Below are 15,874 nucleotides of genomic sequence, written 5' to 3'. Positions count from 1 at the left end.
CGATCATTAGATTAACCAAATTAGTTGCAATGCAATTAAAGAAGAGATTACTATGTCTTCATAAAGGATTCCAGTCAATGAAATAATGTAACAACATATTACAATCCGAATAATAATGATTGAAGAAGAATTGTCCATTTTACACTAGGCCGATACATAAGTTTGTAAAAAGCCCTTGAAAACTTCTTTCTTCATTTAACTTGTTGTCCATAATATCACTTTCTATTTTTTTAATATTATAGGAGTTTAGTGAGAGCATTTGACAAGTAATATTTGTTCTTTAATTATCAAACAAATCTGACTAAAAAGTAGTAGATAATTCATTTACTTTTTAATCATTTTTTGTTCGTAGGGTATAGAACAAATTTCATTAAAAGTAGTAGATAATTTAAAGAGTGTTATGCCAACAGCAACATGAAGCTGGTCAAAAGGAATCAAAAATTGCATAATCCTGATTCTCCTTTGTTGATTGGTGATGTTAAAGATGGGGATGTTGTAAAAGAGGTTAGAGAACATAGTTTCATTGAAACTCACGAAAAGTTCTACCATTTATGCATATTTTTCAATCAAATTTATACAAATATTTTGAATTAATATTCATGAAAAGAAAAAGTAGCTATTAATTATATATAATTTAAAAAAGTAAAATATTATTAATTAACAGAATTGAGGTATTATATGAAAGGAGATGTATATTACGGAAAAGGTATCAGAGAATTAAAAGATGAAAATCCTGATTTATATGAGTTAGTATCTAACATTAACGAAACTGTATGGGATGGAAAAGTCTTAGATTATAAAACTCAAAAATTAATTGCTATTGGAATCACTGCTTCTCGTGCAGATCCAAGAGCTACCAAAAAACAAATCAGAAGCGCAATTGAAGTATTGGGCATTACTAAAGAAGAAATTGTTGATGTTTTAAAAGTTGTTTTATTGACTTCGGGTATGCCTGCATTTTCCAAATCACTTCAAATATTAAACAGTGTTACTGAAGCTATTGAAGAAGAAAGAGAAGACAAAGCTTAGGTTTTTCTCTTATTATCTTTTTTTGTTTTTATTAATATTTTTTTTATATTTTCAAGTTATATGTATTTTTTTTAAAGTTTTTATATCATAATAACATATTAATAAGTGTATAAAAATTTTTTTTAAGTGATGAAATGTTAGATGATTATAATAATAGATTTGTTCCATTTATTGTACCAATAATTTTAATATTCTTTTGGTATTTAATAACTAATGGAATGGGCTTATTTTCTTCATATATATTGCCTGGCCCTATTGATGTGGTTAACTCTGCATGGGTGGTAATAGAAAATGGTAAACTTCTCACAAATACTATTGATACTTTATTTAAAGTATTTGCTGGTTTGATTATAGCATCTCTTGTTGCAATTCCTGTAGGGATATTGCTTGGATGGTACAAAATATTGGAGGATTTGTGCACCTTTGTAATAAGTGTTTTAAGACCAATTCCACCTGTTGCTTGGATTCCATTTTCAATTTTATGGTTTGGAATAGGTACATTTCCAGCAGTATTCATTATATTTATGGGATGTGTGTTCCCTATTTTAGTTTACACAATTGATGGAGTTAAAAGAACAGATAAGGTTTTAGTGGAATCTGCTCAAACCTTGGGAGCTAACGATTGGAATGTCTTAAGACGTGTAGTAGTGCCTTCTGCAGTGCCATATATTGTTTCAGGGCTCAAAGTGGGTATTGGAATTGCTTTGATGTGTACAATTTCAGCGGAAATGATAGGTTCAAGCAGTGGTTTAGGTTACATGATTTTAACCGCAACAAATTTATTTGATACTGGTACTACTGTTGTAGGTATGCTTGTCATTGGTTTAATTGGACTTGCATTTGACTTTGTATTCACAAAAGCTCAAGATAGGATTTTCTGGTAGGTGTTAAGTGTGTCAATTGAAGTTAAAAATATTAACAAATCCTTTGAAAGTAAAAAAACAGTTAAATTGTCTGTTTTAGAGGATATTAACTTAAATATTGAAGATGGTGAATTAGTATGTCTTTTAGGACCATCTGGTTGTGGAAAAACCACGCTCTTAAGATTAATTGCTGGTCTAGATCATCCTACTTCTGGAGAGATTGTTGCAAATGGTGAATTTGTTAAAAAACCATCTGGTGACAGAGCAGTGATTTTCCAACAATATTCGCTATTTCCATGGTTAACTGTTCTTCAAAATGTAACTTTTGGTTTGGAGATGACAAAACAGGGTTCTAAAGAAGAAAATGTTGCAGCGGCTGAGAGATATTTGACAAGTGTTGGTTTAATTGACTTTAAAGATAGCTATCCTCATGAACTTTCAGGTGGTATGAAACAAAGGGTTGCAATTATTAGATCTTTGCTTAATCATTCGCCTATTTTACTTATGGATGAGCCGTTTTCTGCATTGGATATGCAAAATAGACACAAGCTTCAAGAACAGCTAATTGGGGTTTGGAAAAGATTTGAAAATACAATTGTTTTCGTAACCCACGATGTTGATGAAGCAGTTTACTTGGCTGATAAAATAGTTATCATGGATAAAAATCCTGGCAGAATCGCTGAGATTATTGAAGTTGATATAGAAAGACCAAGAAAAAGAGAATCTCAGGAATTCATTAATCTTCAAGAATCAATTGTTGAAAAATTAGATATGGAAGAATAATAGTTAAAGTTTAGCTATTAATGTTCCATAATTTCCATTTTTTATTCCTTCATACACATAATCAAGGGATTTCAAAATAGACGTTTTTAAATCATTATTTTTTGCTAAATGAGCAACAATTGCTGATGATAAATTACAGCCTGTACCATGTAAATTCTCTGTTTTTATTAATTCTTGTTTTTTGATTGTAATTTCACCATCAATATTTATCGTATTATTTCCATCTAAATGCCCACCAGTAATAATGCTATCACATTTAATCTTTTTAGAGGCAATTCTAGCATCATCTACCTTTTTAATTTCGAAATTAGTTAATTTCTCTGCTTCAGAAATATTGGGGGTTGTTAAAATAGATTTTGGAAGTAAGTATTTATTTAAGGCATCGGCTAAATCTTCTTTTGTTAGATTTCCACCTGATGTTGCAACCATAACAGGATCAACTACTGCTTTTAGGTCATATTCCTTAATCTTTCTTGAAACCAATTTGATAATTTCAGGAGAATACAACATTCCAGTTTTTATAAATTCAACATCATAGGCATCCATTACTGAATCAATTTGCTCTTCAATATACTCTTCACTAATGGGGAGTGTTGAAAAGAATTTATAAGGATTTTGAGATGTTAATGCAGTCACAATTCCGGTTCCGTAAACTCCAATTGCCTGAAATGTTTTTAAATCAGCAAAAACACCTGCACCAGCTGATGGGTCAACACCAGCAATACTCATTACAATCATCTAATCAGCTCGGGTAACTTTTAGTCTTTCGCTTCCACGGAATGGTTCAACATTAACTTTCAGTTCTTTTAAGTATTGTCTTGTGTGAGTTTTCTCACCATGAATCATTATTTCTCCCAAATCTTCGGTGGTATTAACGTCTAGCGCCATAAAGAATGAATCATGAACTTGTGGATTTAATTTTTTCCTTTCAGCAATTTTTACATGTTCTTTATAACTCAATCCTTCATATTTTGTCCTAATTGCCATAGGCTTCATTATAATCATATTGGTTCCACCGCCTTTGGCAGGAACAATAATGAAATCAAGGCTTTTGGATGCATCAATAAGCATTTTAACATTTGTTTTCCCTATTAAAGGAATATCAGATGGAACAATCATGATTTTTCTTGATTTTCCTTTACAATATTTCATGGCCTGAGTTAATGCTTTATTTAAATTGGAATTCTCATCTTCCACGATTGTGTTCACGTTTAAACTTTTAGCATAGTTTAATACCTCTTCATCTCGGCTAATGATGATGATTTTATCCACATATTTTTTTAAAGTGTCAATTACATCATGAAGCATGGCTTTTAGAAGCTTTTTTCTTTCTTCTTCTGTGAGAAATGGAGATAATCTGGTTTTAGCATTTTTAAACTGGGTTACTGGAATAATTGCGTAAATGTCATCCATAATATCACTAATAAGTTTTGGCTATTAAAGCAATATATTTGGCATCTTTGCCACTGGCTATGCATTTTCCTTCAGATACTTCTTCTTGAATACCTAATATATCATAACCTGTTTTTTCTTCTATTTCATGGCCTACTTCTTCTTCTCCACACCAGTAGAACTTAACGACATTGCCTGCCTCTACAAGTTCTGGAATTTCATCTAAATCATTTGCAAATTTAACATGTTTGGCTTGGAAATCCCAGGAAGATTTGGATAGGTTTTCTGCGGTTTTATCTAACAATTCAACAATATTATCGGCTAATGATTCATCTAAGGCGAGTTCGATTTTTTCACCTTCATCTCTTCTCATGGCTATTGTAATATTGTTTTCCAAATCACGTGGTCCAAGTTCGAGTTTAAGTGGAGTTCCTTTTAACTCCCAATCGAAGAATTTTTTACCAGGTCTGATGTCTCTATTGTCAATATTAACTCTTAAGCCTTTAGCTTCTAATTGTTCTTTGATTTCAGCACATTTTGCTAGAACTTCTTCTTTTCCTTTTTTAAATAAGATTGGAATAATAGTTACTTGGTTAGGGGATACTTTAGGTGGAAGTCTAAGTCCTTTATCTTCACCATGAACTGAAATGACTGATGCGATTACTCTGTCAGATACTCCGGCACATGTTTGATAAACGTATTTGTGTTCTCCATCCTTATCTTCAAAGGTAATATCAAAGGTTTTTGCAAAAGTTTGGCCTAAATTATGGATTGTACCAACTTGCAATGTTTTACCGTTTGGCATTATCACATCAAAAGCCATGGTGTAGTCAGCACCAGGGAATTTATCCCATTCTGGTCTTTTTGAAATTAAATATGGAATTCCTAAATCATCAAAGAATTCTTTATATATTTCAATGAAGTCTTGAATTTGTTCGTCAGACTCTTCTTTAGTTGCATGAGCAGTATGTGCTTCTTTGAATGTTGTGATTTCACGAACACGGATTAAAGGCCTAGTATGTTTTGTTTCATATCTGAATGTATTAACAATTTGGTAGTATTTGATTGGAAGGTCAATGTGTGATCTAATCCATAATGCATACATCGGATACATTGCAGTTTCACTGGTAGGTCTTAAGGCTAATTGCTCATTTAATTCAGTTTGCCCGCCTTTTGTAATCCAATATACCTCATCTTCAAATCCTTTTACATGTATTCCTTCTTTTGCAAGTTCGGTTTCAGGAATAAGCATAGGGAATAATACTTCTTCATGGTCTTTATCGAGTAATTTTTTAATTATTTCCATTGTGTATTTTCTTATTTGAAAACCATATGGCATCCATATTGCCATTCCTTTAATTGGATATCTTGAATCAGTAATATTTGCCTTTTCTAAAATATCATGAAACCATTCGTCAAAATTTTCCACCATATCACCTAAAATAATTTTATAATATTAAATTATTTGTTTTTAATTAGTATTAAACTTAATTAAAGAAACTTATTTATAATTATTTTGCACATATATATTAATGTATAATTTAATTTAGGAGATATTATGAGCAATAGGAAAATACAAATGCCTCGTGAAGTTTACATTGACCCGGGTATTATAAAAAATACTGGTGAGATTTGTAAATCTCTGCATTTAGATAAAAAGATTTTAATTGTTACTGGTGGACATACATATGATGTAGGTGCTGTACCTGTAATAGAAAGTCTGGAAAAAGATGATATTGAATATGATGTAATCAAAGTTGATAGGGCATCTGAAGAATCAATATCTGAAGTTGAAGAATTAATTACATCGGATACCACAGTTTTAGGTATTGGTGGTGGAAAAGTTATTGATGTAGCTAAATTATCTTCATTTAATCAAGGCGTATACTTTGTATCTATGCCAACAACAGCTTCACACGACGGTATTGTATCTCCTATGGCATCAATCAAAAATCCTAATACCTCAATATCTGTAACTGCCCACTCCCCAATTGCAGTGATTGCAGACTCAGAGATTCTCGCACAATCTCCATTCAGACTATTGGCTGCGGGGTGTGCTGATTTGATTGCAAACTTCACAGCTATTAAAGATTGGGAATTGGCACACAGACTTAAAAATGAGTCCTTTTCCGAATCAGCGGCTGCACTGTCAATAATGTCTGCTCACTTGATTACTGACAATATTGCAAATATCAAGCCAAATCTTGAGCCTAGTGCACGTATAGTTATGAAATCATTATTCAGCGGAGGGATGGCAATCAGCATTGCAGGTTCTTCAAGACCTGCTAGCGGATCTGAACATTTATTCTCACATGCTCTTGATAAGATACTTGACAAACCTGCTTTACATGGTGAACAGTGTGGTGTAGGAACAATAATGATGATGTATCTTCATGGAGGAGATTGGAAAGCAATTAGAGATTCACTTAAGGCTGTTCAGGCTCCAACAACTGCAAAAGAATTAAATATTGCAGAAGAGGATATCCTTGATGCATTGATGATGGCTCATAAAATCAGACCTGAAAGGTATACAATACTTGGAGATAATGGAATTTCAAAAGAAGCAGCATATGAACTTGCTCATAAAACAGAGGTGATTTAGATGATTACATTAATTGGTAAAGATTTGGCAAGAGAAGGTCAAGAATTTGTTTTTCTAGGACCTGCTGATGAATGTGAAAACTGTAGATTTAAATCATCTTGTGTTGGAAACTTAGAGTTAAACAGAAAATATGTTGTTGTTGGTGTTAAAGACAATGAACAAAAATGCCCAATACATGCAGAAGAAACAGTAATTCCTGTTGAAGTTGATAGGGCTAAAATAGACGTTTTAACACCTTCTAAAAATATTTTTGAAGGATCAACATTTACATATGAATCTCCTGATTGTGATGAAAACTGCGATTATCATGATTTGTGTTTCCCTGAAGGTTTAATTGAAAATGACAAATGTATTGTTTTGGAAAATCTAGGCAAACATGAAGGAAATTGTAAAAAAGGTTTAAAACTCAATAAACTCACTTTAGGATTTGTGATATAAATGAAAAACGCTAGTAGTAATGATTCTAGTAAAAAAAATGCCGGTTATAAAGCCGCTGAATATGTGGAAGATGGAATGGTTTTAGGACTAGGAACTGGTTCAACAACACATTACTTCATTGAAAAAGTTGGAATGAGAATAAAAGATGAAGGAATTAATGTAATGGGTATTCCAACATCATTTCAATCATTATTAATTGCAAAACAATGGAATATTCCAATCACAACCCTTGAGGAACATGATATTGATTTATCAGTTGACGGTGCTGATGAAGTGGATTCTGATTTTAACCTTATTAAAGGTGGTGGGGCAGCCCACACAAAAGAAAAGATTGTTGACTATGCTGCAAAAGAATTTATTGTCATTGTGGATGAGTCAAAATGTGTAGAAGAGTTAGGTAACTTTCCTGTGCCTGTTGAAGTCTTGCCAGATGCTTCACGTGCTGTAATACAGGAACTTGAAGATATGGGTGCTAAATGTGAAATAAGAATGGCTCAAAGAAAGGATGGTCCTGTAATAACTGACAATGGTAACTTTGTAATAGATGCCAAATTTGATAAAATTGATTCTCCATCTCACTTGGAAATTGACTTAAATACAATTCCTGGTGTAGTTGAAAATGGAATTTTCTCACAGATGGTTGATAAGGTCATTGTTGGAACTCCTGAAGGAACCAAAGAGTTATAGGTGATGACATGCCAATACCAAATGGAATGTTTCCAGATTTGCGTGATATACTCTATAAAGTAGCTATTTTGTTTGGTGCTTTAATTGTAATCTATGGTGTTTTGTGGTTACTTGTAAATTTAGGTGTAATTCCAGCATTGGTTGCAGCGGTTTTTCCACAGATAGTACTGATTTTAGTTGGAATATTTATAATATACGTTGCTTATAATAAGAGAAACATGTATTAAGTTTTCTCTATTTTTTAATTATTTTTGAAATATATTTAAAAAAAGAAATAAAAATAAGTGAAGTTAATCACTTATTTAGTAGTTATTTTCACGGTTTTCTTTGCAGAATTGTAGTATTTATCACCTGCATATTTTATAACTGTGTTGAAAGTACCTACTTTAGTTAATTTGTTTATATTAAATGTTGCTTTACCTTTAGCGTTGGTAGTAGCTTTATAAGTTTTACCATTAACTTTTAAGGTTACTTTAGCTTTTGCAATCGCTTTATTTGATTTTGATTTCAAAGTAATTGTGTACTTTTTAGTTTTGGCACTTGCTTTGAAAGTCTTTTTAGCTGCAGTAATTTTGGTTGGTTCTTTTGTAACTTTAATAGTTACGGTTTTTGAAGTGCCTTTAACTGCTAAGTTTTCAATAACTTTTATTGTTGCAGTTTTAGATCCGGTTGCAGTTGCTTTAAGAGTTACAGTAGCTATACCATTTTCATTAGTAATTGCTGTGTATGTTTTACCAGCATAGATAACTTCAATGTCCTCTGCAGGGAGAGGGTTACCGTCTTTATCTTTAACAGTAACTATGTAGGCGCTACCTTTACTAATTGCTTGTATGTAGTAGGTTTTTCCGGTTGCAGTTATGACTGGTTCTACTCTATTGTCAAGAACTGTAAGATTAGCAGTAACAGTTGTTTTAGCATAGTTGTCTGAACCTTCAAATGTGAATGTAGCATTGAAATTACCATAATCGAAACCATATATTGTTGCAACACCATTTGCATCGGTGGTTGCACCGGTTATAACTTCGCCAGCGACTACTGTGATTTCTTGGTTAGCTAATGGTTTACCATATTGATCAACCACGGTAATGTTTACTTCTGAACCAATGTAGTTGGTGGTAATATTTTCAGGAACATTCATTGTTACAGGTTCTTTGTCGTAGTAGGTTCTTATTACATCCTCAGCACTTTGATATTTATTGTCTGCTCTTGCAAGATAAGTTACAAATGTTGGTGGGAATGGTAATGAATCTAATGTGTACTTGTTTTCACCAATGGTTACGTTGTAGTATCCTCCACCAAGTAAGAAACCAATTCTACTTCCGGTAATGGTATTATTAAAGATTACTTCGTTACCTGATCCGTATGCAGTAATTCCACTGATTTTACAATCTTTTACAGTATTGTTGTAAACAGTGTGTCCTTTAGAGTGCATGAGATAAATTCCTTCTTTTGCACCACTAATGGTGTTGAATGCAATTGTAACATCAGGTCCTGTTCCATGTCTGGTGTCAATACCGTGATTTCCTGCATTGGTGATTGTGTTTTCTACAATAAGTGCTCTAGGTGAACCAAAGTTCATAATACCAGTAGTATAAACATCATGAACATTGTTTCTACTTAAAATGCTGTCTGAAGAGTATTGTTCAAAAATACCCCATGAAGCACCAGTAACGTCACAACCAGTAATTACTAAGTTTTTATTGGTGTCAGCATAAATTCCAGCAGATTTATATTCATCAGTAGTGGTAGTAACTTTTGTAGTGTCATATGATGGATATTGGCCAACAATATTTAAGTCACTTACAACTGCTCCAGTAGTGTTTACAACATATAATACTGCGCGATATGCAATTGCATATCCACTTTCATTTGTTGCTTTTCTAATCTTTTCAGGGATGTTGTTGATGTTAATATTGTCGTATCCGATTAAAGTTGCATTATTACCGAATATTTTAATATTTTTATCTGTATAAATTGAGATGTTTGAATAAACTGCGTCTTTAGCAAAGACTATTGAATCTCCATCATTCATTCCATCAAACATTTTTTGGATATCTGCACTTGAAGTTCCTTCAGGGACATTCCAGACAGTTCCAGTTTTTGTTAAAATGGTGTCATAATCAATAACAATTTCTTTTGGAGTGTCAATTCCTGTGTATGCAACATAATTTGGTGAATATGTGGACATATCGCTAAATGTGCCCATTATGTTTGTTGCAGATTGGTATTCTGATTTTGCTTCAGCAACATAATAAACAAATGTTGGTGGGTATGGTAAGTTATCTAATTGGAAAGTATTTTCCCCAATATTAATATTTGAATATCCTCCACCTAATAAAACTCCAATTCTAGATTTTTTCATTGTGTTGCCATAAAGTTTGATGTTAGATGACCCATAACATGAAATGGAACTAATTGTACAGTTAATTAAAGTGTTGTTTGCTGCAATGTGTCCTTGTGAGTGCATTAAATAGATACCTTCTTTAGAACCAGTTATTGTGTTATTAATAACTTGAACATTAGGTCCAGTTCCGTGTCTTACATCAATACCATGGTTTTTAGCATTGGTAATTTTGTTGTTTTCAATTACTGTTCTTGCAGATCCGAAGTTTAAAATTCCAGTAACTGCTTGATTTTTAATTGTGTTGTCTGAGATAGTTCCATCAGCACAATATTGTAAATATAATCCCCAGGAAGAACCCTCAAGGGTATTTCCTTTAAAAGTTAAATTGTCAGCATTCATTGCATAAACTAATGCGTTTGAATAAGTTGAAGCACTATTTGCTCCTCCTACAATGCTTAATCCATTAATTGTAACTCCAGTTGCTTTTACAACATATAATGTTGCGAGGTTACCAATTGCATATCCACTTTCGTTGGTTGGTTTCCAAATAATTTCTGGAGTGTTATCTTTTGAGGGAGTGTCATAACCTATTAAGGTTGCACCATTACCGTTTATTGTAATACTCTTGTTGACATATATACAAATGTCTTTATATTCTCCAGCTTCGAAATTCAAAATATCTCCATCGTTTAGACTGTTAATTTTTTCTTGGATGGTGGCACTTGAAGAACCAGCAGTAACAGTCTCAGTTGTTGGAGTACTGATTTCATCAGCTTGTATTGTTCCAATTGCATCATTAGTTCCTTGTAATGTTGTATCTTCTGCTGATACAGAACTTACACTTAAAATTACAATAAAAACTAATAAAGCAGCAATAATTAAGCTCTTTTTATTCATTTTTTCACTCTTTTATTGAATTTATGATTGCTTAGTAAGTATAAAACTATTTTAAAAATTTCGATAAGCAACTAAGTATATATTGTGTTTTTTATTATATTTAAATTAAAATGTTTTTTGTAAATATTGAGTGAGAATATTACTGATATTCATATTATTGAACATGGCTTTAAAATCGTTATTTCTTAAAAAATTTCAATAAATTATATATATTAATATAAAATAATAATTATTTATATAATCAATATTTACTTTAATTTATTTCGTAGTTTTTAAAGTGGAAATTACATTCAAATATTGATAAAATTCATTCAATAAGTATTATACTTCATAATGAAATTTAATTATCTAAATCTAAGTAATATCTATTGGTTATAAAAATAGTTATGGGGAGAAATATGGATAAAAAAATTTTAAATATTTTGTTCATAGGTCTAATTGGTTTATTCCTTATTTCGACAGTTAGTGCAGCTGACGATTTGCAAAATAATAATACTATTACTATCTATCAAATAACCTCTGATTTATCAAATGATGATATTCAGACAATTTTAGATAATGCAAATGATGGAGATACGTTTGATTTCATCGATAAAGAATATAAAGATATTTCTTTAATTGTTGACAAAAAATTAAAAATTGTATCTACTAAAAATTCAGTTTTACACACATCTAATAAAGTAAGTACTAAAGCAAAAGATTTAGGATTAACCGACACTTTCGGGTTTTACTTTACTTCAAACAGTTGTGGAAGCACATTATCTGGAGTTAAAATTATTGCAACTGGCAGTGATTATGGAATAATTGTAGATGGTTCAGATGATACTGCAATAAGAAATACTGTAGTCACTGGTGGAGTTAATAGTGTTCTAGTTAAGAATGTTAATGGTGTCAAAATAGTAGAAAACACTATTTCAAAGGCTCAAAGCAATGGTATTCAACTTCAATTTGTTAAAAATTCCTTAATTTCAAAAAATAAAATATCTTATAATGTAAGGTCAGGTATTGAAACTTCCAATATATATTATTGTAATATAACTAATAATACTGTTCACCACAATAATTTTAATGGAATTTCAATGTACAACATTTCATCTGGAAACATTATTAAGTACAATGAGGTTTATGAAAATCCAAATGGTATTTTCATTGATTCACAGTCAACTTATGATGTTATAAATGCTAATTCATTTACATCTAATCGTCGTGACACTGATTATGAAATGGGAGCATTTGAAAGTGGAAATGGTTTATTGTTTGGAATTGACTTTACAACATCAAAAGAAGGAAATCCTTCAAGGTTGGAAGTAAAATATAATGTTTTAGCTCATAATGAAGGTTATCAAGCTAAAAATCACCCTGATTTACCAGTATTTAAATTAGGGGATAACTGGTTTGATTCAACCGATGATGAAAATACCTTTGTTTGTCCTATGCTCTTGGCAGGAATCATGAAACTAAATACATTTTCTGTTAAAAACGGTATTGGTTTGCAAATGTATGATACTTCAGGAAATCCAGTTCAAGAATTTGGAACATTTGATACAACTGTTAATGTAGATGGAAACAAGTACACTGCGAGATTTGTAAATGGTAAAGCCACCATTGATGCAAACTTGGACCCAGATAAAGAATATGATATTGAGGTTATGATAGGTGGCCAACCGGTAAAATATAAATACAAGGCAGCAACTGGTGAAAAGGATGATAATCAAGATTCACAAACAACTAATGCTGAGGGGAATAGAGGATCATCTGGTACTAATTCACAAACTTCTACTGATGCAACTACTGGTGCATCAAAAGGTAATGGGAACTTGCAAAATGGAACTTCAAATAGTGCGCATTACTCCACTAATGGAAATTCAGGAGTATTTGGAACAAATGCTTCTGGAAACTACCAGGATTCATCAGACAATGGTCAGGATGCAAAAACCAATGGTGATGAAAGTGCTGGAGATGCAAGTGATGGTGAAGCATCTCAAGAAGGTAAAGCATATGAAGTTGTACCTGAAAGTAAAATTTCAAAAGAAATCAATGATACCTCAGGACTTGTAGTATTAAGTATTGTTTCTCTATTGGGATGTCTTATTTACGGTTACTGGCGTAGGGCTGATTTTGATTAAATTTTTTCTTTTTTTTCTTTTATTTATTAACTAGTTTTTACAAAGTATCTAATAATGATAATTCAGGATTCTTTTAAAATCAACACGAATAAAAACTTTGAAATCATTGACATTACTTCACAGATTAACAATTTAATAGCTATTGAAAATGGGATAATATCTATTTTTTCTAAACATTCCACTTCAGCCATTGTTGTTAATGAAAATGAAAAAGGATTATTAAATGATTTGGAATTCATGCTTGATAATTTGGTTTTGGATAAATTCAGTTACCAGCATAATAGAATTGATAATAATGCAAGGTCACACTTAAAGTCATTTTTGCTATCTTCAAGTGAATCTTTGCCAATCAAAAATAGAAAATTGGACTTAGGTACATGGCAATCAGTATTTTTCATAGAATTAGATGGACCAAGACACAACAGAACAGTAACTTTGACAATGGTTGGTGAATAATTGAGGCGATGGGCAATAATTTTGATAGCTATTATAATTATCTTATTTATTTTGATACTTGTTTTCAATAATTATGATAGTACTCCACAGGTGAGCAATTACTCATACATGGAAGTGCAAATGAGAAAATTGTGGTATTGAAAAGAATTCATTTGTTGATGAATTCAATTTCAAATGCAATTACTGGATATTCAAGGGTGAAATTGGTAATTACTTCAGGTGAAACTTCACCAAAGAATCCTTTGATTGTACCTACACTAGACTCTCCAGTAACGTCAGCTGCTCTACCTTCAATAAAGGTCTTGTTTTCACTGTCAGTAATTTCCATTGAATAACCTAAGCTACTTAAAACACTTGTAACAACAGATTTAATTTCAGTAAAGTTAGCAGTTGAGTGACAGATCAATGCAGCTAATTTTTTAGAAGCAACAGTTTTGTTTTCTTTGGTTTCATCTAAATATAAGACATCTCCAATTTCAAATATTTTTTGAGGTAAGTCTTCATGCTTGTTGTCTTCTAAAAATTCCATTAAGCTATTGATCAAACTGGTTCTAATCATGGTTCTGTCAATAGTAATAGGTCTTGCAACTTGAACATGTGGTTTTTCTTCCTGGTTCATTTTTTCGTAATGTGCTTCTTCACTTGTAAGCATTAAGCTCATTACTTCCTGGAAACCTAATCCAACCATCACTTCACGAATAGTGCTTTCGGCTTTAAACCAATCATTTTCATAAGCAACAGTATTGATGTCTGGAAGTTCAGCTACTACATCGTTAATGTGGTATTGTACAGCGATATTTTCAACGATGTCAACTTCGTGTAGGATATCTACTCTGTAAGCTGGAATTATTGCCTTAACTTCATTGTCATCAATGATTTCAGCATCAAAACGTGCTTTAAATAATAATTCCTTAATGTCTTCAGCAGTAAGGTTGGTTCCACCAATCAATTCATTGGCAGTATCAACATGAACATTCATTTCCTGTGGGGTTAAATCAGGACTTACGATGGTTTTATCAGCATATTTAACTTCCATACTTTTGATTTCACCACCAACTTCTGCAAAGGAAGAGCAAATGATATTTAATGCCTGATTAACTGCCCTTTCATCAGTTCCAGTCACATCAACAATAATGTTTTTGGTATCTTCTTTGATTTTGGTTAGTTCCCCATTAATGATTGGAGGCATGGATAAAACATTATTGTCTTTATCTAATATCAATGGATATTTGTCAAATTTATCAATTAAATGAGCATAAGCTACGCCTTTATCATGTTTGGTTAGGATTTCATCTGGAGTCATTTCAAAGTCTTTTTCCAATGGTACAAATGCATTTTCATCTTTCGGTGTTGCAATGTATTTGAATGGAGCATTTACAACATCTGCATTGTGAATACCGATAGCCACTTTTTTTCTGTCCCTTCCGATTACCCAGTGAAGGTTTTCTTGGAAATCCATGATGTATTTGAGTTTATCGCCAGTAAAATCAACATTATCTATTTTTGCAAAAGCAATATATGGTCTTATATTGGCAACATCTTCGCTGACTATTACTTCTTCACCTGATGGTGTTACTTCATAATCTGGAAGTCCGATTTCTTGGCCAATAAATCCTTTAAAAGATCTAGCTACTCCTTCAACGGATAAGTTGTCCGGTCTGTTTGGGAAGAATTCCACTTTGATTTCCTCATCATCAAAGTCTTCAATATCACTGGACATCATTGGTAATGTGTCTATTAATTCGTCCTTGTCCATATCTATTCCTAAATCTTTTAAATCCTGATACTTGAATGTAATAACTGGCATTTAATAACTCCATTAATTATTTTTAAAATCCATATATTAAAATGAAAAATAGAGATTCAATTAGAAAGTGAAGAGCTCTATGTTGTAATTCTCCCATATCTCGTATGAATACTGTATGGGTTAAATCAATTATAAAATGAATTAGGGCTGCTAGAATTCCTATAGTTGGGTTTAAGAAAACTATTGATAATACTATGAAATGAAACATTGCCTCCATTATTTCATGTATCACCCATGTTTGCCAATTTGAATGTGTAGTTTGGAATATCAAACCACCTAACACGATGTAGAAATTATTAAATACTTTCCACATTAGTGTTGTGTGCAATACATCACTTATAGCTAATACAATGGCAACATAAAACCATAATAAGTTCATCTTTTAACAGTCCTTTTACTTTAATTTATAATATTAATAATATTATTTTTTTATATAATATACTTAACTAT

General features: G+C 31.8%; 16 protein-coding genes. 10 read left to right on the top strand and 6 right to left on the bottom strand.

The genetic code is table 11. The annotated features are described in order from the left end of the window. Positions 1–414: 414 nt before the first annotated feature. The 4 genes from ACKI32_RS00850 (at position 415) to ACKI32_RS00835 (ending at position 2,675) form a co-directional block, all read left to right on the top strand. The gene (locus ACKI32_RS00850; protein WP_407412788.1) at positions 415–594 is read left to right on the top strand and encodes a hypothetical protein; all 180 of its coding nucleotides are present in this window, start codon (positions 415–417) and stop codon (positions 592–594) included. A gap of 84 nt (positions 595–678) precedes the next feature. Beyond that, entirely contained in the window at positions 679–1,029 is a 351-nt protein-coding gene (locus ACKI32_RS00845; protein ID WP_407412787.1) for a carboxymuconolactone decarboxylase family protein, read from the top strand. A gap of 134 nt (positions 1,030–1,163) precedes the next feature. Beyond that, positions 1,164–1,913 carry an ABC transporter permease gene (locus ACKI32_RS00840; RefSeq protein ID WP_407412786.1) on the top strand — a complete coding sequence of 250 codons (750 nt, stop codon included), beginning with the start codon at positions 1,164–1,166 and terminating at the stop codon, positions 1,911–1,913. A 9-nt stretch (positions 1,914–1,922) separates the two neighbouring features. After that, positions 1,923–2,675: an ABC transporter ATP-binding protein gene (locus ACKI32_RS00835; protein ID WP_407412785.1), complete on the top strand. Its 753-nt coding sequence runs from the start codon at positions 1,923–1,925 to the stop codon at positions 2,673–2,675. 3 nt (positions 2,676–2,678) lie between these two features. On the opposite strand, the gene thiD is transcribed toward ACKI32_RS00835, so the two are convergent. The 3 genes from thiD to proS are packed head-to-tail and all read right to left on the bottom strand — an operon-like array spanning position 2,679 to position 5,499. Next, entirely contained in the window at positions 2,679–3,413 is a 735-nt protein-coding gene (thiD, locus tag ACKI32_RS00830) for a bifunctional hydroxymethylpyrimidine kinase/phosphomethylpyrimidine kinase (RefSeq protein WP_407412784.1), read from the bottom strand. After that, positions 3,414–4,088 carry a 2-phospho-L-lactate guanylyltransferase gene (cofC, locus tag ACKI32_RS00825; protein WP_407412783.1) on the bottom strand — a complete coding sequence of 225 codons (675 nt, stop codon included), beginning with the start codon at positions 4,086–4,088 and terminating at the stop codon, positions 3,414–3,416. Between the two features lie 7 nt (positions 4,089–4,095). Then, positions 4,096–5,499: a proline--tRNA ligase gene (gene proS / locus ACKI32_RS00820; protein WP_407412782.1), complete on the bottom strand. Its 1,404-nt coding sequence runs from the start codon at positions 5,497–5,499 to the stop codon at positions 4,096–4,098. A gap of 126 nt (positions 5,500–5,625) precedes the next feature. Here proS and ACKI32_RS00815 point away from each other — a divergent pair, with 126 nt between their 5' ends. Genes ACKI32_RS00815 through ACKI32_RS00800 form a run of 4 tightly spaced genes read left to right on the top strand, consistent with a single transcriptional unit; the run spans position 5,626 to position 8,021 of the window. Continuing rightward, positions 5,626–6,669: an NAD(P)-dependent glycerol-1-phosphate dehydrogenase gene (locus ACKI32_RS00815; protein ID WP_407412781.1), complete on the top strand. Its 1,044-nt coding sequence runs from the start codon at positions 5,626–5,628 to the stop codon at positions 6,667–6,669. Then, positions 6,670–7,107, top strand: a complete 438-nt coding sequence (locus ACKI32_RS00810; RefSeq protein WP_407412780.1) for a UPF0179 family protein — start codon at positions 6,670–6,672, stop codon at positions 7,105–7,107. It begins immediately after the preceding gene. Further along, positions 7,108–7,794 carry a ribose-5-phosphate isomerase RpiA gene (rpiA, locus tag ACKI32_RS00805; protein ID WP_407412779.1) on the top strand — a complete coding sequence of 229 codons (687 nt, stop codon included), beginning with the start codon at positions 7,108–7,110 and terminating at the stop codon, positions 7,792–7,794. 8 nt (positions 7,795–7,802) lie between these two features. Beyond that, positions 7,803–8,021 carry a hypothetical protein gene (locus tag ACKI32_RS00800; RefSeq protein WP_407412778.1) on the top strand — a complete coding sequence of 73 codons (219 nt, stop codon included), beginning with the start codon at positions 7,803–7,805 and terminating at the stop codon, positions 8,019–8,021. 71 nt (positions 8,022–8,092) lie between these two features. Here the strand turns inward: ACKI32_RS00800 and ACKI32_RS00795 are convergent, their stop codons facing one another. Next, positions 8,093–11,035 carry a right-handed parallel beta-helix repeat-containing protein gene (locus ACKI32_RS00795; RefSeq protein WP_407412777.1) on the bottom strand — a complete coding sequence of 981 codons (2,943 nt, stop codon included), beginning with the start codon at positions 11,033–11,035 and terminating at the stop codon, positions 8,093–8,095. 398 nt (positions 11,036–11,433) lie between these two features. On the opposite strand from ACKI32_RS00795, the gene ACKI32_RS00790 reads away from it, so the two are divergent. Both ACKI32_RS00790 and ACKI32_RS00785 read left to right on the top strand, forming a co-directional pair. Continuing rightward, positions 11,434–13,161, top strand: a complete 1,728-nt coding sequence (locus ACKI32_RS00790; protein WP_407412776.1) for a right-handed parallel beta-helix repeat-containing protein — start codon at positions 11,434–11,436, stop codon at positions 13,159–13,161. Positions 13,162–13,215: 54 nt separating this feature from the next. Next, positions 13,216–13,617 carry a secondary thiamine-phosphate synthase enzyme YjbQ gene (locus ACKI32_RS00785; protein ID WP_407412775.1) on the top strand — a complete coding sequence of 134 codons (402 nt, stop codon included), beginning with the start codon at positions 13,216–13,218 and terminating at the stop codon, positions 13,615–13,617. A 148-nt stretch (positions 13,618–13,765) separates the two neighbouring features. Here the strand turns inward: ACKI32_RS00785 and pheT are convergent, their stop codons facing one another. Then, positions 13,766–15,424 (bottom strand): phenylalanine--tRNA ligase subunit beta, encoded by a 1,659-nt coding sequence (gene pheT / locus ACKI32_RS00780; protein WP_407412774.1) that lies wholly within the window; start codon positions 15,422–15,424, stop codon positions 13,766–13,768. 22 nt (positions 15,425–15,446) lie between these two features. Then, positions 15,447–15,803, bottom strand: coding sequence for a hypothetical protein (locus ACKI32_RS00775; protein WP_407412773.1), 357 nt, complete (start codon positions 15,801–15,803; stop codon positions 15,447–15,449). Positions 15,804–15,874 lie beyond the last annotated feature (71 nt).

The organism is Methanobrevibacter sp., assembly GCF_045611865.1.
Classification (GTDB): domain Archaea; phylum Methanobacteriota; class Methanobacteria; order Methanobacteriales; family Methanobacteriaceae; genus Methanocatella.
The sequence above is the reverse complement of the archived record's forward strand: the minus strand, read 5'-3'. Positions and strand labels throughout refer to the sequence as shown.

Excerpts from the sequence above, each read along its gene's own strand:
- ACKI32_RS00850 (WP_407412788.1), top strand. The coding sequence starts at position 415 with ATGAAGCTGGTCAAAAGGAATCAAAAATTGCATAATCCTGATTCTCCT.
- ACKI32_RS00845 (WP_407412787.1), top strand. The coding sequence starts at position 679 with ATGAAAGGAGATGTATATTACGGAAAAGGTATCAGAGAATTAAAAGAT.
- ACKI32_RS00840 (WP_407412786.1), top strand. The coding sequence starts at position 1,164 with ATGTTAGATGATTATAATAATAGATTTGTTCCATTTATTGTACCAATA.
- thiD (WP_407412784.1), bottom strand. The coding sequence starts at position 3,413 with ATGATTGTAATGAGTATTGCTGGTGTTGACCCATCAGCTGGTGCAGGT.
- cofC (WP_407412783.1), bottom strand. The coding sequence starts at position 4,088 with ATGGATGACATTTACGCAATTATTCCAGTAACCCAGTTTAAAAATGCT.
- proS (WP_407412782.1), bottom strand. The coding sequence starts at position 5,499 with ATGGTGGAAAATTTTGACGAATGGTTTCATGATATTTTAGAAAAGGCA.
- ACKI32_RS00815 (WP_407412781.1), top strand. The coding sequence starts at position 5,626 with ATGAGCAATAGGAAAATACAAATGCCTCGTGAAGTTTACATTGACCCG.
- ACKI32_RS00810 (WP_407412780.1), top strand. The coding sequence starts at position 6,670 with ATGATTACATTAATTGGTAAAGATTTGGCAAGAGAAGGTCAAGAATTT.
- rpiA (WP_407412779.1), top strand. The coding sequence starts at position 7,108 with ATGAAAAACGCTAGTAGTAATGATTCTAGTAAAAAAAATGCCGGTTAT.
- ACKI32_RS00800 (WP_407412778.1), top strand. The coding sequence starts at position 7,803 with ATGCCAATACCAAATGGAATGTTTCCAGATTTGCGTGATATACTCTAT.
- ACKI32_RS00795 (WP_407412777.1), bottom strand. The coding sequence starts at position 11,035 with ATGAATAAAAAGAGCTTAATTATTGCTGCTTTATTAGTTTTTATTGTA.
- ACKI32_RS00790 (WP_407412776.1), top strand. The coding sequence starts at position 11,434 with ATGGATAAAAAAATTTTAAATATTTTGTTCATAGGTCTAATTGGTTTA.
- ACKI32_RS00785 (WP_407412775.1), top strand. The coding sequence starts at position 13,216 with ATGATAATTCAGGATTCTTTTAAAATCAACACGAATAAAAACTTTGAA.
- pheT (WP_407412774.1), bottom strand. The coding sequence starts at position 15,424 with ATGCCAGTTATTACATTCAAGTATCAGGATTTAAAAGATTTAGGAATA.
- ACKI32_RS00775 (WP_407412773.1), bottom strand. The coding sequence starts at position 15,803 with ATGAACTTATTATGGTTTTATGTTGCCATTGTATTAGCTATAAGTGAT.